This window comes from Sandaracinaceae bacterium (assembly GCA_020633055.1).
In the GTDB taxonomy this organism is placed as follows: Bacteria; Myxococcota_A; Polyangia; order Polyangiales; family Houyiibacteriaceae; genus JADJJE01.
The window spans coordinates 89,974-105,387 of the sequence record JACKEJ010000014.1; the positions used below are offsets into that span (position 1 = coordinate 89,974).

The 15,414-nt window shown below is 71.0% G+C and carries 12 protein-coding genes; 4 read left to right on the forward strand and 8 right to left on the reverse strand.

Annotated elements, in window-relative coordinates:
* The first annotated feature begins 524 nt into the window (after window positions 1–524).
* Window positions 525–1,916 carry a glucan biosynthesis protein gene (locus H6726_29420; protein MCB9661798.1) on the forward strand — a complete coding sequence of 464 codons (1,392 nt, stop codon included), beginning with the start codon at window positions 525–527 and terminating at the stop codon, window positions 1,914–1,916.
* Window positions 1,898–4,354: a glucans biosynthesis glucosyltransferase MdoH gene (gene mdoH, locus H6726_29425; GenBank protein ID MCB9661799.1), complete on the forward strand. Its 2,457-nt coding sequence runs from the start codon at window positions 1,898–1,900 to the stop codon at window positions 4,352–4,354. The genes H6726_29420 and mdoH overlap by 19 nt, the downstream gene beginning before the upstream one ends.
* Window positions 4,355–4,458: 104 nt before the next feature.
* On the opposite strand, the gene H6726_29430 is transcribed toward mdoH, so the two are convergent.
* The 3 genes from H6726_29430 to H6726_29440 are packed head-to-tail and all read right to left on the reverse strand — an operon-like array spanning window position 4,459 to window position 7,839.
* Window positions 4,459–5,169: an HAD hydrolase-like protein gene (locus H6726_29430; GenBank protein ID MCB9661800.1), complete on the reverse strand. Its 711-nt coding sequence runs from the start codon at window positions 5,167–5,169 to the stop codon at window positions 4,459–4,461.
* Complete coding sequence (locus tag H6726_29435) at window positions 5,162–6,025, reverse strand: hypothetical protein (protein ID MCB9661801.1); 864 nt, start codon at window positions 6,023–6,025, stop codon at window positions 5,162–5,164. Before H6726_29435 ends, H6726_29430 begins: the two co-directional genes overlap by 8 nt.
* Entirely contained in the window at window positions 6,022–7,839 is a 1,818-nt protein-coding gene (locus H6726_29440) for an acyl-CoA dehydrogenase (GenBank protein ID MCB9661802.1), read from the reverse strand. Before H6726_29440 ends, H6726_29435 begins: the two co-directional genes overlap by 4 nt.
* Before the next feature lie 126 nt (window positions 7,840–7,965).
* On the opposite strand from H6726_29440, the gene H6726_29445 reads away from it, so the two are divergent.
* Window positions 7,966–8,844 carry a tetratricopeptide repeat protein gene (locus H6726_29445; protein ID MCB9661803.1) on the forward strand — a complete coding sequence of 293 codons (879 nt, stop codon included), beginning with the start codon at window positions 7,966–7,968 and terminating at the stop codon, window positions 8,842–8,844.
* Here the strand turns inward: H6726_29445 and H6726_29450 are convergent.
* The 5 genes from H6726_29450 to H6726_29470 all read right to left on the reverse strand — a co-directional run bounded on the left by H6726_29450 (window position 8,834) and on the right by H6726_29470 (window position 14,599).
* The gene (locus tag H6726_29450) at window positions 8,834–11,737 is read right to left on the reverse strand and encodes a protein kinase (protein MCB9661804.1); all 2,904 of its coding nucleotides are present in this window, start codon (window positions 11,735–11,737) and stop codon (window positions 8,834–8,836) included. The two genes, H6726_29445 and H6726_29450, sit on opposite strands and share 11 nt — an antisense overlap.
* Window positions 11,738–11,854: 117 nt before the next feature.
* Window positions 11,855–12,448: a hypothetical protein gene (locus H6726_29455; GenBank protein MCB9661805.1), complete on the reverse strand. Its 594-nt coding sequence runs from the start codon at window positions 12,446–12,448 to the stop codon at window positions 11,855–11,857.
* A 123-nt stretch (window positions 12,449–12,571) separates the two neighbouring features.
* Window positions 12,572–13,615 (reverse strand): alpha/beta hydrolase, encoded by a 1,044-nt coding sequence (locus H6726_29460; GenBank protein MCB9661806.1) that lies wholly within the window; start codon window positions 13,613–13,615, stop codon window positions 12,572–12,574.
* 48 nt (window positions 13,616–13,663) lie between these two features.
* Window positions 13,664–14,179: a hypothetical protein gene (locus H6726_29465; protein ID MCB9661807.1), complete on the reverse strand. Its 516-nt coding sequence runs from the start codon at window positions 14,177–14,179 to the stop codon at window positions 13,664–13,666.
* A gap of 33 nt (window positions 14,180–14,212) precedes the next feature.
* Window positions 14,213–14,599: a RidA family protein gene (locus H6726_29470; GenBank protein ID MCB9661808.1), complete on the reverse strand. Its 387-nt coding sequence runs from the start codon at window positions 14,597–14,599 to the stop codon at window positions 14,213–14,215.
* A gap of 24 nt (window positions 14,600–14,623) precedes the next feature.
* Between H6726_29470 and xth the strand changes: the two genes are divergently transcribed.
* Window positions 14,624–15,409, forward strand: coding sequence for an exodeoxyribonuclease III (xth, locus tag H6726_29475; protein MCB9661809.1), 786 nt, complete (start codon window positions 14,624–14,626; stop codon window positions 15,407–15,409).
* Window positions 15,410–15,414 lie beyond the last annotated feature (5 nt).

Consider the following 15,414-nt stretch of genomic DNA (forward strand, 5'->3'; position numbering starts at 1 on the left):
CCAACATAGGCGTGATCGAGGGCCCTCTCTGCCACCAGCCCCGCGACGGTGCCCGAGATGGCCTGGCTCGCAAGAAGAGACCGCGCGGCGATGTCGAGGGTGCTCCGACCGGCAGGTTCATCGAAGCGAACGTCACCTGAATCAAGGGACGACGACGCGCCACGTTGCGTAAAACTATGCATTGAGTGTACTCGTCGGGCAACTGGCATACAGGCGTTTGAGAGCTTGCACTAGACGCATTCAGCTGGAAACTATGACCTAGTTTCAGCGACGCACCCATGACGATCAAACGATTTTCACACCACGATCTTGGCCGGGGATTTATTTCATATTGGTTCAACTCGCGGACGGCGGCGCGCGCGCTGTGGATCGGCGCCGCCATCCTCCAGCTCACGGCGTGCGCCATCGCGCCAAGCGCCCCGAGCTGCCAGGACCCCTCCCGTGCGCAGAACCCGTCCGCGCCACACGACGCGAGAGCCACGGAGGTTGCCACTGCATTCACGGCACCCCCGGCGTACTTCGACGTGTTGGTGCGCGCTGCCCAAGCGCGCGCGGCCGCCCCTCACCGGCCACTCCCTAGCTTGAACGACGACGGCGCCCTGGCTCGGCTCAGCTACGACGAGCACCGCCAGATTCGCTTTCGCCCCGCGGCCAGCCTGTTTCGAGAGGGCGCGGGCGCGTTCGAAGCTCAGTTCTTCCACCTCGGGGGCACGTCTCGGACGCCCGTCACGTTGTTCCGCCTCGAGCGGGGCGAGCCCACGGTCATCCCCTACGACCGCTCCTTCTTCACACGCGGCGACGGTGAGCTCCCGGTCGAGCTCGCTGCCTCCGCCTATGCCGGGTTCAGGCTGCACGGCCCGATCAACGGAAGCGGCTATCGCGACGAGGTGATCGTCTTCCAAGGCGCCAGCTACTTCCGCTCCCTGGGCCCAGGGCAGGCCTACGGCCTATCGGCACGAGGCCTCGCCATCGACACCGGCACCCCCCGTCCGGAGGAATTCCCGGTGTTCGATGCGTTCTACCTGCTCCCCCCTCTGCCGGGCGAGCACACGGCCTGGGTGCTCGCGTCGCTCACTTCCCCCCGCGCCGAAGGCGCCTTCGCCTTTCATGTCACGCTCGGGGACGCCACCATCGTCGACGTCACCGCGCGCGTGTTCCCGCGCGGCGAGATCGAGGCGCTGGGCATCGCGCCCCTCACCAGCATGTTCCTCTTCGGCGAAGAGTCGCTCGGTCGTGGTGGTGACTTCCGCCCCGAGGTACACGACTCGGACGTCCTCGTGAGCGTGGGTCGCGGGGGCGAGCACTTGGCACGCCCCCTCCGCAACCCCGCGCAGACCAGCGTCTCGTCGTTGCGCCTCGACTCCCCGCGCGGTTTCGGGTTGCTCCAGCGAGACCGCGACTTCGACAACTACCAAGACCTCGAGGCCCACTACCACGCTCGCCCGTCCGCGTGGGTGGAGCCGCTCGACGACTGGGGACCCGGCGCGCTCCGGTTGCTCGAGATCGCGACCGAGCTGGAGACGGACGACAACATCGTCGCGATGTGGGTGCCGGACACGGTCCCGGACGACGGCCTCGCGCTCCGCTACCGAATGGCCTTCGGGGACGCCGTAGGCCCCACAGCCGCGTCCCACGTCGTGTCCACACGGGTCGAGCCTCGGGCGACAGGGCAGGTGCGCTTCCTCGTGGACTTCGTGGGTCCCGGGCTGGTCGACACGTCGAACGTGGAGCTCGTGCTCACCTCGGGCGCAGCCACCATCCTCGAAGCCCACGTCGAGCCGAACCCACACACTGGCGGGGTGCGCGCATCCTTCGTGCTGGAGGCGACACGACCCGCCGAGCTGCGTGCGTTCCTGCGCCGCGGTGACCACACAGTGAGCGAGACGTGGAGCTACCCATGGCGTCCGACCCCGTGAACCTCGCGCTGCTGACGGACAGCACGGCGCAGCTGACGGCGCACCTGACGGACCGGTCGCGGCGACTCGACGCGCGCGCCAGCGCGGAACACAGGGTCATCGAATACCTGTTGGCGCTCGGTCTGACCGACACCCGACGGCTGCTCGAGGTCACGCACGAGCTGCTCGCGACGGTCCCCACGCCGCTGGACGACACGGCGCTCGCCGAGGCCGCCGTGACGCAGGCTCAGGCGCGCGTCGCGGCCTTCTTGCACGACGTGTTCGACGGGCGGGAGGACGAGGTGCACCCGCTCTGGCTGCGCGCCTTCTTCTCGACCCACCCCGCGGAGTGCCTGGGCGACGTCTCGTCCGCGCGTGCGTGCGCGCTCTCGTTCGGTGACCCGTTCGCGGGCCTCCCCCCGGCGTCCAAACGCTTCGCGCAGCAGTCGCTCGAGCCGGCGGGGCTGCCCAGCTGGTTGGTGGGCGTGCTGCCGCCAGCGCTGATCGGAGGCGCCCTCACGGCGCTCCTCTCGCGCGCCCTCGCGGCAGGGGGCTGGAGCCTGGCCGAGACGGCGTTCATCGTATTGTTCGCGTTCCTGTCGACGCTCGGCGCAGCGGGCTTTTGGACGGCGCTCCGCGGCTTCGTCGCGCCACACCACGCCCAGCCCGAGGTCCCGCGGGATGCTCCTCTACCCCGGACCGCGCTGCTGATGCCCATCTATCACGAGAGCGCCGAGCACGTGTTCGCGGCGCTGCACGCCATGCGCGAAGCGCTCTCCCGCGAGCCGGCCGCCCGCGCATTCGAGGTCTTCGTGCTCAGCGACTCACGGATCGCGGAGTGCATCGCCGACGAGGAGCGCGCGTTCCGGCGGACGGCCGCGCTGGGGGAGCTACCCATCCCCATCTATTACCGACGCCGCGCGCTGAACGAACACCAGAAGGCCGGCAATCTGGCGGAGTTCTTCGAGCGCTTCGGGCACCGCTACGAATACGCCATCGTGCTGGACGCGGACAGCGTGATGCGCGCGGAAACGATGCTGTCGCTGGTCCGCCGCATGGAAGCGAACCCGCGCCTCGGGCTGTTGCAGGCGCCCCTTTCGCTCCACGCCGCGACGACCGTGTTCGCGCGCACCCACCAGTTCGCCGCGAGCGTCTATGGTGGCGTGTTCATGCGGGGGCTCGCGGCTTGGGCGGGGCGGCACGGGAACTACTACGGGCACAACGCCGCCGTGCGCGTCCGCGCTTTCATGGATTGCTGCGCTCTGCCCAAGCTGCGCGGTGAACGCCCGTTCGGCGGTACCATCCTGAGCCACGACTTCGTCGAGGCCGCGCTGCTCTGCCGAGCGGGTTGGGAGGTGCGCACCGCCACGGATCTCGAGGGGAGCTACGAGGAGCTCCCGCCCACCGTGCCCGAGTACGTCGCGCGAGACCGCAGGTGGTGTCAGGGCAACCTGCAGCACCTCCGCATCGCCTTGGCCGAGGGATTGCTCCCGATGAGCCGCATCCACATGTGGATCGGCGTGTCGGCCTACCTGGCTGGCCCGGTGTGGCTCGGCTTCGTGGGCTTGGGCGCGTGGTTGGCCTCCCAGGCACACGGCCCGCTGCTGCCTCACACGCTCGCGCTCGGCCTATCGGGGGCCGCGGCCACTCTCATCGTGGGGCCACGCCTCCTCGGGCTGCTGGACACGTGCCGGACGTCAGCGCGTCGGGCCGCCCACGGTGGCGCGGTGTTGGTGCTGCTCGGCGTCCTCGGCGAGCTGCTCACCTCCCTGGTGTTGGCTCCGGTGCTGATGTTGCACCACGCCCGCATCGTGACCAGCATCGTGCTCGGGAACGTGGTCACCTGGGGACCCCAGGCGCGACGCGGGGACGCGCCGCTCGCGGCCGTGCTGCGCGCCGAAGCCACCACCTCCGCGTGCGGGGTCGGGCTCGCGCTCGCTTGCGCATCGTTCGCGCCGGGCCTGCTCCCCTGGCTCGCGCCCGTGTACGTTCCGTGGGTGTTGGCCATCCCGGTGACCGCCATCGTGTCCAGCCCCGCTCTTGGCCGTGGTGTGCGCGCCCTGGGTCTATTCACCGTGCCCACCGAAGCTCGCCCGGACGACCTGCTACGGCGCGCCGACGCGCTGAGAGCGTTGACGGCTGCCGACGCCACCGCCCGCTTCCGAGACGTCGTGCTCGACCCGGTGCTCGTGGCCACCAAGCTCGCCGCCGCCCCCGCACCGCGCGCAGCGACCCCTCGGCTCGAGCACCTGGCCGAACTGTCGCTGCAGCGAGGTCCAGCTGCGCTCACGAAGCAAGAACAAGAGCTGCTGGTCAACGACCCGGCCAGCCTGAAGAGGCTGCACCGTGACGCGTGGCGGCGCTGGCCAGTGGAGTCGTGGGCACAGGGCCGCGACCGCCCGCAGCTGCCATCAGACCAGACCCCGCCGGCGCACGGCGCACCCGCCGTGACGGTGTGACCTGCGCGTCGAACCGCCTCGTGTACCCGCGCAACATCGAGGCCCTCGACCGCGTGGGCAAGCGCGGGCGAGCTGCGACCATCGGGGGCGGCCCCCCCCGGCCGCTACCCGCGCGTGCGCAGGCGCGGCACCACCTCGGGGTGCGTCAGGTCGGGCACCACCCACGTCGCCCCAGCCGCATAGAGCTCCGCGTCGCTGAAGCCACCCGTGAGCACCGCCAAGCACTCCGCGCCGATGCCGCGCGCCGCGAGCGCGTCCTTCGGAGTGTCGCCGATGATGACCACGCGACACCCCTCGAGTGGCTGCCCGAGCGCCGTTGCCCCCCGCGACGCCCCGGCGCGCACGAGCGCGACCCGCTCCGCGCCGTCGTCACCGTAGCCACCAAAGCGGAAGTAGTGCGAGAGCTCACCATGCCGCAGCTTGGTGTGGGCACCGGCCTCGCTGTTGCCCGTCCCGATCCCCATCGCGATGTGGCGCTCCGCGGCGAGCGAGGCCAGCACCTCGCGCACCCCCGGCAGCACCTGATACGACGGGGAGGCCGGAACCTCCCGAGCGAGGTGGCGCAGATAGGCCGCGGCGAGGAGCGTCACGCGGTCCGGGCTGACCGGCTCCCCGATGCTCTGTAGACCCCCCTCGAAGATGAGGGGATCGGTCATGCCGCGGAAGTCCATCGCGTCGAGCGCGTCGCCACGACCACACACCTCGGCGAACGCGGCTCGCATGCTGCGCCGTCCGGCCCCGCCCGTCTTGAGCAAGGTTCCGTCGATGTCGAACAACAGCACGGTGGGGCTGTCAGCGGACGGGCGTTCACTCATCGTCGTTCTCCAGCTCGCGCGGCCCATCCACGCCGGCGCAGGCGGCCACCAACCCGAGCTCGCGCAGCGCGGGCGCGATCCTACGCGCCTGGTCATCGTCGTCGAAGAGCACCCAGACCTCGTCCACGGGCTGCCCTGGCGCGAGCCGCCCTCGCCGGTCGATCTCGACGGCGCGCGCCAGGTCCGCGGGACGCAGTCCAGCCGCCCCGCCGACGTAGCGAAAGTAGGCGCGCGCCTCCTCGGGGTCATAGTCGGCCGCCTCCAAGGAGGGCCCATCGCGCGTGGGCTCGGCGGGGGGCAGGGCCCCCGTGAGCACGCCGTCCGAGACGCTGAACACGGTCGGAGTGACACGGGTGTCGAGCGACCGCGAGAACGCGTCCCGCGCCCACGCCTCGAGCTCCCGCGCGTCACGCGTCGCGCGCTCCTCGTCTCGCCCGCGCGCGCGCAGCACCAACACGCCCTGCGTCGGGATCGCCAACCAAGCGCGGTCGGTCGCGAGCCGCTCGTGCGCGTCCCTCAAGTGCTCGCGGGCCAACACCGCGGAGGAGGCGTACTCGTCCACGGTGACGAGCGCCTCCGGCCAGCCGTCCTCACGGCGCGCGCGCACCTCCCAAGCGAGTGAACGCCGCCTCAGCTGCGCGAGCGCCTCCCACTCCAGCGCTTCCCGCGAGCGACCTTCCTCCTCGAGCGCCGTCGGGGTCACCGTGAAACGGCGCTGGGCGCCCGTGTACGCGAAGGAGACCCACGGGGTGTGCGCCGCGTCGAAGTCGACCAACGGACGCACCACGGCGAGCGACTGCCCGCTCCAATCCAGCTCCTGCAACACGGGCAGCAGCACGCCAGGGGGCCGGCTCACCCGAACCACTCCGGCCGCATCTTGACGTACGAGTCCTCGGCGCTCCGACAGAGCGCCGCAAGCAGCGCCACGCGAGGCAGCTCGGTGGTCAGGAAATACTGCGCCGTGCAGCGCAGCCCCTCGTCACGCGCGGCGTGCTGAGTGGCGCCCGCAGCGGTGGAGCGCTGCGCGACGACGTACAGCGCGAGCCACTGCCACCCCACCACCAGGGTTCCGAGCAGGTCGAGGAAGTCCGCGCTGTGCGACAACATGCCTGCGGCATCGCCGCGCATGCCGCGCCCGAGCAGCTCCGGCACCAGCGCGCTCACGGTACCCGCCGCGTCGCGCAGCGCGGTCACCAGCGCGGCGGGCACGGCGTGCGCCTCCGCGTCGGCGAGCGTCTTCCGCACCTCCTCGGCCAGCGCCGTGAGGCCCGCGCCGCCTTTCGCGCCGAGCTTTCGACCCACCAGGTCCAAAGACTGGATGCCGGTGGTGCCCTCGTGGATGCTGTTCAGGCGCTGGTCGCGCAGGTAGCTCTCGGGCAGGTACTCGCTGGTGTAGCCGTAGCCGCCGAGCACCTGCACGGCGAGCGCGTTGGCCTCGAAGCCACGCTCTGCAGGGAACGTCTTCGCGATGGGCGTCAGCAGGTCCAGCAACACCTGCGCACGCTCGCGTTCCGCCTCGCTCACGCCGTGCTGCGCCACGTCCGCGTAGCGCGCCGTGGTCGCCAGCACGGCGAGGCTGCCCTCCACGAACGCCTTCTGACGGATCAGCATGCGCCGCACGTCCGCGTGCTCGATGATGGGCACGATGGGAGACGAGGGCAGCTGCCCGAGGCCGCGCCCCTGGGGGCGTGAGAGCGCATAGAGGCGTGCTTCGTGGTACGCGACGGAGGCCGTCGCCGCACCGTTCATGCCGACCATCAAGCGCGCCTCGTTCATCATCTGGAACATGTAGCGCAAGCCCTGGTTCTCCTCGCCCACGAGGTAGCCATGGCAGTCCCCATCGTCGCCGTACTCGAGCGCGGTGCTGGGCAGGCCGCGCCAACCGATCTTGTGGATGACCTGCGAGACGCGCACGTCGTTGGGCACCAGCTGCCCGTCCTGCCAACGCCGCTTGGGCACGGCGAAGAGCGAGATGCCCTTGCTGCCGGCCGGCGCGCCGTCGATGCGCGCCAGAGTCAGGTGCACCACGTTGTCGACCATCGTGTGGTCGGCGCCCGAAATGAAGATCTTGCTCCCGCGGATGAGGTGGTGACCGCGGTCGGTGGGCATGGCGCGCGTGGTGACGTCTCCCAGGCTGCTCCCGGCGTGCGGCTCGGTCAGCGCCATCGTGCCGTTCCAGTCCCCCGCGTACATGGGCTTCATGTACGCGTCCTTGAGCGCGTCGCTGCCGAAGGCCTCGATCAGGTGGGCTGCGCCGTGCGTGAGGCCCACGTAGCCGTAGGCGCTCAGGTTCGCGGCCATGAGATACGCCGTCGCCAGCGTCGCCACCACGTGGGGGAGCTGTTGCCCGCCAACCTCCTCGGGGCGCGTCGCGGTCAGCACGCCCAGCTCCACCATGCTGCGGAACAAGCGCGGCAGCGTTGGGTGGGTGATGACTTGGCCATCGCGCAACACCGGCGGCTCGAGGTCCATCGGCTTGTAGGTCGCGAACAGCTCCTCGCGGGCGAAGCGGCGCACGGCACCGAGGTACAGGTCGAAGGTTTCTCGGGAGTGGTCCGCGAACGCCGGGAGTGACGTCAGGCCCGCGGCGTCGAGGTGTTCGTAGAGCAGGAGATCGACGAACGCGTCATCGACGAGGGGGTTCGAGGCGGACGAAGCAGAGGCGGCCATGCGCGGCAAGGTCGCAGAAGCGCCCCCCTGTGCGCAACCTGCCGGGGTCGGCCCTCCCCGTCGCGCAGGGACCAGCGTGTTCGGAGAGCGCTCCCGATACGCGACGAGGGCCGCTATAGTCCAGGGATGCGATCCTCACGGACCCTCCGCCTGCCTCCTCTCCTGCTCGCGCTGGGCCTCGGCGCGGCCCCGGTCGTCATGGGCGCATCCGTCCCGGCGGCCGCCCAGGTGAGCCCCGCTCAAGCCCACTACCAGACGGCGCTCGCCCACAAGCGAGCCGGCCGCTGGAACGAAGCGCTGGCCGAGGTCGACGCCGCGCTCGCGATCGACCCGAACCTGGCCGCCGCGCACCTGACCCGTGGCTCCATCCTGCGACAGCTGAGCCGCTTGGACGAAGCCCTCGGAGCGTATCGGCGCGTCGCCGAGCTGCAGCCCCAGCACGCGGATGGGCACGCCATGGTGGGGGCCACGCTGGTGCGCCTGAGGCGCTTCGAGGAGGCGGTGGCGTCCCTTCAGCGCGCTGTGCAGCTGCGCCCCGACGACACCTCGAGCTGGGGCAACCTCGGCATCGCGTTGCGCCGCCTGAACCGCATCGACGACGCCGTGGCCGCGTACCAATCTGGCCTCTCCCACGCTCCGAACGACGCCAACCTGCTGAACAACCTGGGCGTGCTGCTGCGGAACGCAGGCCGGTACCAAGAGGCCGCGGATCTCTTCCGGCGCGCGCTGCTGACGGAGCCCAACGACCACGCGATGATCCTGAACCTGGCCGTGGCGCTGCGGTCCCTGGAGCGCTTCGAGGACGCCATCCCGCAGTACCGACGGGCGCTCGAGCTGCACCCGCAGTATGAAGACGCGATGTTCGACCTGGCCGCCTGCTACGACCAGCTGGGACGCAACGCCGAGGCCGCCACCTGGTACCGCCGCTACATCGAGGCCATCGGCAACCGCGAACCAGACAACGCCGCGCGCGCCACGACGGCCCTCGAGCGCGTCAGCCGCTGACGCCCGCCCCTCCGGTCGCCCCGCTCCCCGGTGAGTCCGTGCGTGGCCGCCGCAGGATGGCACCGCTCGCCCCCACCAGCCACACGTCGCGGTCGGTGCGCAGCATCCCGAAGAGCGCCACGTCGACGCCGAGGTCCAGCTCCGTCCAGCTCCCGTCGGTCGCGCGCACCACCGCAGCTCCGTCCTCGCCCGCCGCGAACACGCGCCCCTCGTCGTCCAGACCCACCGTGAACAGCGTCGCGGCTCCTTCGCTGGGCGCGCGCTCGACCGTGCAGCTGCCGTCCGTGATGCGCAGCACCGCGCCACCGACCCCCACCGCGAACGACTCGGTCTCACCTTGCAGCACACCGCGCAGCTGAAGCCCGCGCGCCTCGTCGCAGCGGACGGGCGTAACGGTGGTCTGCGTCAGGCGCACCACGGCGCCACGGTCCCCGACGGCGACGGCGCGCTCCGGTGTGCCGGAGATGGCCCACAGCGTCGGCTCCCCCTCGACCGTGGTGGTCGAGAGACCCTCGAGCGGCCCACGGACCACCGTTCCCCGCGCGCCCACGGCGGTGAGCCAACCCTCGCGGGCGACGATGGCGCGCAGCGGCTGCTCCGTGGGGCTCTGCACCTCGCGCACGGCGCTCCACGTGACGGCCAGCATCACTCCCTGGTCACCGACCGCCACGAGCGTGTCGTCACGGTAGGTCGCCAGCCCCGCCAGCGCGGCGTCCGTGCCGCTGACGCCAGCCGAGAACGCGTGCTCACCCTCACGTAGCAGCGTGCCCCACTCGCCCACCACCACCAGGCGTCCGGCCAGCACCGCAGCGGCGCGCAGCGTGCGCGACGTACCTTCCGTGAGCAGGATCAGGTGGTCGGTGGCCATCAGGGCGAGCCGGCCCGCGTCACCCACCACCCAGGTAGCCGCCCCCTCCGCGCCCGCGATGTCCCGGAACGGTTGGTCGGTCCCCGACGCGAGGCGTACCGACCGATCGCCAGCGAGCAAGAGCACGTTGCCGTCCGTGCCAGACGCCGCGGCACGCCCTTCGTCGCAGCTGACGCCCGTGAAGCCCTCGCGGCCTGTCCCGGGCACACGGCGCCAGCTGCCATCTTCGATGCGACGCATGACGTGGCCGTCGTCTCCGACCGCGTAGAGGTCACTGCGCGGGCACCCCCCCACCGCGCGCAGCGTGCTGCTGCCAGCCGGGCGCTCCGTGACCACGTGGTCGCCCTCGACCCGCAACACCAGGCCACCCTGCCCCACCGCGAACACCACCCCATCGCGCGCGTGGGCGCCGAAGAGGGTCTCGCTCACGCCGGTCGCCACGGACGTGAGGCGCTGCCCTACCACACGCAAGAACGTGCCGCGATCGCCGACCGCGACCACCTCCGTCGGCGACACCACCACCACGTCGCGCAGCGCGGCCTGCGTGTCGGTACGAACGACCTCGGGTGCCCCCGCGCCGAGGCGCTCCAACAAGCCACCCTCGCCTACCACCCACGCCGAGTCGGCCGTCGCCCACGCGATGCCGTGCAGGTCCGCGCGCGTACCGGTGTCCCAGCGCACCAGCCGCCCGCTGACGAAGCGCCCGGCTTGCCCACGGTTGCCGACCACGCCGACGAGCCCCGCTCCCCCCACGGCGACAGCCCGCCACGAGGGCATGGCGCGCGGCCGAGGGTGCTCGAAGCGCCAGCCCAGCGACGTGGGCGGAGGCGTGGTCAGAGGAGCGATGTCCGGCTCGTCGGGCGTGGGCAACGCGACCGTCGCGACGGGGTCGTCGAGCGTGTCCGGGCCCTTCAGGTACAGCAGCCCGCCTCCGACCACAGCGACCGCCACGAGCACGATCAGCGCGATCATCCACGGCCGTAGCCCGCCCCCGAGCGCGCGCTGCTCCTCGGCGTCGAGGTCGAGCCCCTCGTCGTGCGGCAGCGCGCTGGACGAGATGGCGGTGTTGGCCAGCGCGAGCGGACTGTGGACGCGCGACAGGGCAGATGGCGTCACGTCGCGTGTGGCCCCGCCGGGCGTGACCACTGGCGCCACGTCGTGCGTGACGAACGGCGCGAGAGCGGCGGCCACGTCCGCGCACGTCGCGGGGCGCTCGGCTGGGGTCTTGCTGAGCATCTTCGAGATCAGCGCGTCGAGCTGCACCGGCACGTCCATGCGGTACTTGCGCACGGGAGGCGGTGGCTCGGTGCAGATCTTGAGCACCAGCATGGGGTAGGAGTCGTCTTCGAAGGGGTGCTGGTCCGTGAGCAGGCGGAACAGGATGACGCCCAGTGAGTAGATGTCGGCGCGCGCGTCGATGCCGCGCTTCCCCTGCGCCTGCTCCGGCGACATGTAGAACGGCGTGCCCATGGCCGTCCCGGTCTTGGTCATCATCGAGGCGCCCTCGACGGGCGCTTGGAACTTACTGATGCCGAAGTCGAGCAGCTTGATGGGCTGCGCGCCCTCGCCCGCAGGCAGGAAGATGTTGTCGGGCTTCAGGTCGCGGTGGATGATGCCCTTCGCGTGGGCCGCGCCCAGCGCTGCGCAGACGTGAGTGACCAACTGACACGCGTCACTGACACGCAGCGCCCCGTCCCTCGCGAGCTTGTCCGCGAGGTCCTCGCCCTCGAGCAGCTCCATGGCCATCACGATGGATCCGTCGCTCAGGGCGCCGAAGTCGAACACCTCGACGATGCCTGGGTGGCCAATCTCCGTCGCAGCGCGGGCCTCGCGCCGAAAGCGCACCACCACGTCCGCGTCGGCCGCGAGGTGCGCGTGCAGGCACTTCACGGCCACTCGCCGCCCGGCCTCGAGGTCGTCGGCCGCGTAGACGGATCCAAACCCCCCTTCGCCCAACACGGACACGATGCGGTAGCGTTCGCCGAGCATGTCGCCCACGCTGCGCTGCAGAAGGGACGCGCTCATCGGTCAAGCCTGTCGTCGGAGGTCCACACACCCTGACGCTATCATGGGCGCGGGGTCGCGCAGGCGGCGGAACCACACTGCTGACCCCGGGCCACCACCGCGCCCACGCCGCTCGGTTCAGGGGATGTGGATCACCATTCCGAACAGACCGGCGATGGAGCCGCTCCCGAGCCCGGCGGTCGGGTCGTCGCCCAGATAGTGCGCGTACTCCACGCGCAGCTCGAGCGTGACCGCATCCGCCACTGCGACGCCGAGGTTGCCCGCCACGCTGACGGCGAAGGTGCGCGCCGCCTCGGGGCGTGGCTGACCGTCCAGCTGGTCGAGGGGCAGACGCAGACGCGCGAACGACGCGTCGAGCGACGGGCGTACGCGCATGAGCGGGATGCGGGGGCGCACGGACAGGAAGAGCCCCCCCCCTGGCTGCGCCGAGCGCAGCGGCAGCTCGTACCCCGTGAGTTGGACGAACCCGCCCATGTGTAGCGGCCCGGCCACTTGGACGCCGAACGCACCGCGGACGACGGGCCGGTAGCGCGCGTCCCCGTGGCGCTCCAGCCGCAGTACGCCCGTGTGTACCTCGATTGTGCCGAGGTCCGCGGCCGCGCGCTGCGGCGTCAGGGACAGGGCAACGACGAGGGCGCTCGCGAGGACGACCAGACGTCCGACGAACGAGGGGGCAGTGCGTGGGTTTCGGGCGCGAACGACGGGGCGCATGCGGACCGAGCGAAGCAGGCATCGTGCCAGCCTCGAACATGGCCAAAAACACGCCCTCGAGCGCGGGGCGTCGCGCGCCACTGACGACGAGCGTTCACACGCGTGAAGCGCAGGCCGTCATGCTCAGCCCGTGGCGAGCAGCCGATTCAGCCCAGGCACGCTGCGCCGTAGCAGGCTGACGCGCGGGTAGACTTGTTGGGCCGCGACCCAAGCGCCAATCTCGTGGAACGCTCGCTCGGCCTCGGGGATGAACATGCTGAAGCCGTGGAACGCATGGCACATGCCCTCCCACTCCTGGAGCGTCACGTGGACGCCCTGGCGCTGAGCGCGGCGCACCAGAGTGCGGATCTCCGACAGCAGCGTCTCGCCCCCGCCCGCGTGCACGAGCATCGGCGGGAGCCCCGACAAGTCGGCGTGCACGGGAGAAGCCTGGGGGTCACGTGGATCTGCCCCCTGCAGATAGTACGCCGCGAAGAGCTCGAGCAGGTCGCGCGAGAGGTAGTCGTACGGGTCGTTGAACTGCACGCTGTCGCCGCGGCACTCGAGGTCCACCCACGGCGAGAGCAGCAGCACCAGGCGCGGGAGCGGCTGCCCGGCCGCGCGCACGCGCTGCAGGGTGGCGAGCGCGAGGTTCCCGCCCGCGGAGTCACCGGAGAGGATGATGCGCGAGGGATCGATCCCCGTGTCGAGGAGTGCGAGGTACGCGGAGTAGCAGTCCTCGATGGGCAACGGAAAGGGGTGCTCCGGTGCCAAGCGATAGTCGATGCCGACCGCGCGAGCTCCGACAGCCCGGGCCAGCTCGGAGATGAGCATGCCGTGCACGTGCGTGGAGCACAGCGCGAAGCCCCCCCCATGGATGTGCATGATGATGGGCCCCTCCGCGTGGACGCCGCGCGGGGTGAACCAACGCGCGGGCACACCACCGAGGGAGCCGGCGCGCTGAGACACTCCCCAGGTCGGAGGCGCGAGGCGCGAGAGGTTCTCGAGCGCCAGCCGCGTCTGGATGGGCGAGCGGTGATCGGTGACAGTGCGCGCAGCGCGCTTCAGCGTGCGGACCAGGGCGGTCGTGCGGACGCCCCACGCGGGGTGTCGCTCGAACGGATCCCGAGCCTTGTTGGTGTGAGGCTGCGGAACGCGCTCCTTCGGGGGGGGAAAGGAACTCGTCACGTCCGAGAGAATAGCCGCAACCTGTGAATAGTAAAGCTCGCCCGCCTGCTAGGGGCACGCGCTCCGCAGGCGCGCCTCCGAGCGGGTACAGCGCGCACGCCCCTCGTCGCAGTGGGCCTCCGCGTCGTCGTCCCGCGCGGCGACCCCCGGCTGCGCGCACACGCGCTCGGCCAGGTAGCAGATGCGCTCGACCAGCTCGCGGGCCTCACTGCAGTCGACCGACGCCTGCGACAGCGCGACGTCGTAGCGGCTGGAGGCCTGCAGCAAGCGCTCGAACGCGTCCTCCTCGGTGCGGGTGGCTTCGGTGGGCGGCGCGCCCGGCCCCTCTCCCCCTTCGGACTGGAACCCGTCGTTCGTGGCGTCCCCGTCCCCAGCGACGGCGCTCTCCTCGAGCGATGTCGGCCTCTCGGCTCCGCTGGCAGGAGACGCCTCGGCCTCGGCCGCCTCGTGCGGCGGCGAGCTCGCGCCACAGCCCGCCAGCAGGGCGCACAGCAGGATCATGACGTAGACCAGCGCAGGGCGCGTCGCATCGAGCGAGGTCCGGGGATGGATGGAGGCTTGCATGGGACGGAGAGAGTGAGGCATGCAGTCCGGATGTCACGGCAGAAGCGCGACCAGCTCGATCTCGACTTTGGCTCCCTTGGGCAGCGCGGCGACCTGGACGGCGACGCGCGCGGGAGGCACGAGGCCGTCGAAGTAGGTCGCGTAGACGCTGTTGATGGTGGCGTATTCAGCGAGGTCCGTGCAGTAGACGGTGGCCTTCACGGCGCGCGAGAGGTCCGTGCCGGCGGCATGGAGGATGGCGACGATGTTGTCCATCACGCGTCGCGTGGCGGCAGCGATGTCATCGACGATCAGCTCGCCGGTGGTGGGGTCCATCGGGAGCTGGCCGGAGCAGAAGAGGAAGCCGTTGGCGGCGATGGCCTGCGAGTAGGGCCCGATGGCGGCGGGGGCCCCGGGCGTGCTGATGGCTTTGAGCGACATGGGAGCATGCTACACCAGCGTCCGATGAAGCTCGCGACCTGGAACATCAACTCGGTCAAGGCGCGCGGAGACCGCCTGGTCGCGTGGCTCACGGAGCACCGCCCCGACGTGCTGTGCCTGCAGGAGCTCAAGGGGCTCGAGGACACCTTCCCGAGCGTCGAGGTGGCGGCGCTGGGCTATCACATCGCGCTCAACGCACAGAAGACCTACAACGGGGTGGCGATCCTCTCGCTGGACCCGATGAGCGACGTGCGACTCGGCTTGGACGACCCGACCTTCGACGAGCAGGCGCGGGTCATCTCGGCGCGCATCCGCGGCGCGACGGTCATGTGTGCGTACTTCCCCAACGGCGGGGCTCTGGACTCGGACAAGTACCCCTACAAGCTCGCTTGGATGGCGCGCCTGCGCGAGGTGCTGGACGCGCGCTTCGACCCCGAGAAGGACGCGCTCGCCCTGTGTGGTGACTTCAACGTGGCGCCCTTCGACGACGACATGGCGCGGCCGGAGGAGTGGCACGGGGGGGTGTTGGCCAACCCCGACGTGCGCGCTGCGCTGCGGCACATCGCCGACTTCGGCTTCACGGACGTGGTGCGCGGGTTCCATCCAGATGGCGGTGTGTACTCGTGGTGGGACTACCGCGGGTTGGGCTTCGAGCGTGGCAACGGGCTGCGCATCGACCACGTGTACTGCACGCCTCGCTTGGCCACGGCCTGCGTCGGCGCCATCGTGGACAGGGTCGAGCGCGCGGCGGACGAGACCAAGAGCGGCCCCTCGGATCACGCACCCGTGATGGTGGAATTCGACGCGTGAGCGTG

Excerpts from the sequence above, each read along its gene's own strand:
- mdoH (MCB9661799.1), top strand. The coding sequence starts at position 1,898 with ATGGCGTCCGACCCCGTGAACCTCGCGCTGCTGACGGACAGCACGGCG.
- H6726_29430 (MCB9661800.1), bottom strand. The coding sequence starts at position 5,169 with ATGAGTGAACGCCCGTCCGCTGACAGCCCCACCGTGCTGTTGTTCGAC.
- H6726_29440 (MCB9661802.1), bottom strand. The coding sequence starts at position 7,839 with ATGGCCGCCTCTGCTTCGTCCGCCTCGAACCCCCTCGTCGATGACGCG.
- H6726_29445 (MCB9661803.1), top strand. The coding sequence starts at position 7,966 with ATGCGATCCTCACGGACCCTCCGCCTGCCTCCTCTCCTGCTCGCGCTG.
- H6726_29450 (MCB9661804.1), bottom strand. The coding sequence starts at position 11,737 with ATGAGCGCGTCCCTTCTGCAGCGCAGCGTGGGCGACATGCTCGGCGAA.
- H6726_29455 (MCB9661805.1), bottom strand. The coding sequence starts at position 12,448 with ATGCGCCCCGTCGTTCGCGCCCGAAACCCACGCACTGCCCCCTCGTTC.
- H6726_29465 (MCB9661807.1), bottom strand. The coding sequence starts at position 14,179 with ATGCAAGCCTCCATCCATCCCCGGACCTCGCTCGATGCGACGCGCCCT.
- H6726_29470 (MCB9661808.1), bottom strand. The coding sequence starts at position 14,599 with ATGTCGCTCAAAGCCATCAGCACGCCCGGGGCCCCCGCCGCCATCGGG.
- xth (MCB9661809.1), top strand. The coding sequence starts at position 14,624 with ATGAAGCTCGCGACCTGGAACATCAACTCGGTCAAGGCGCGCGGAGAC.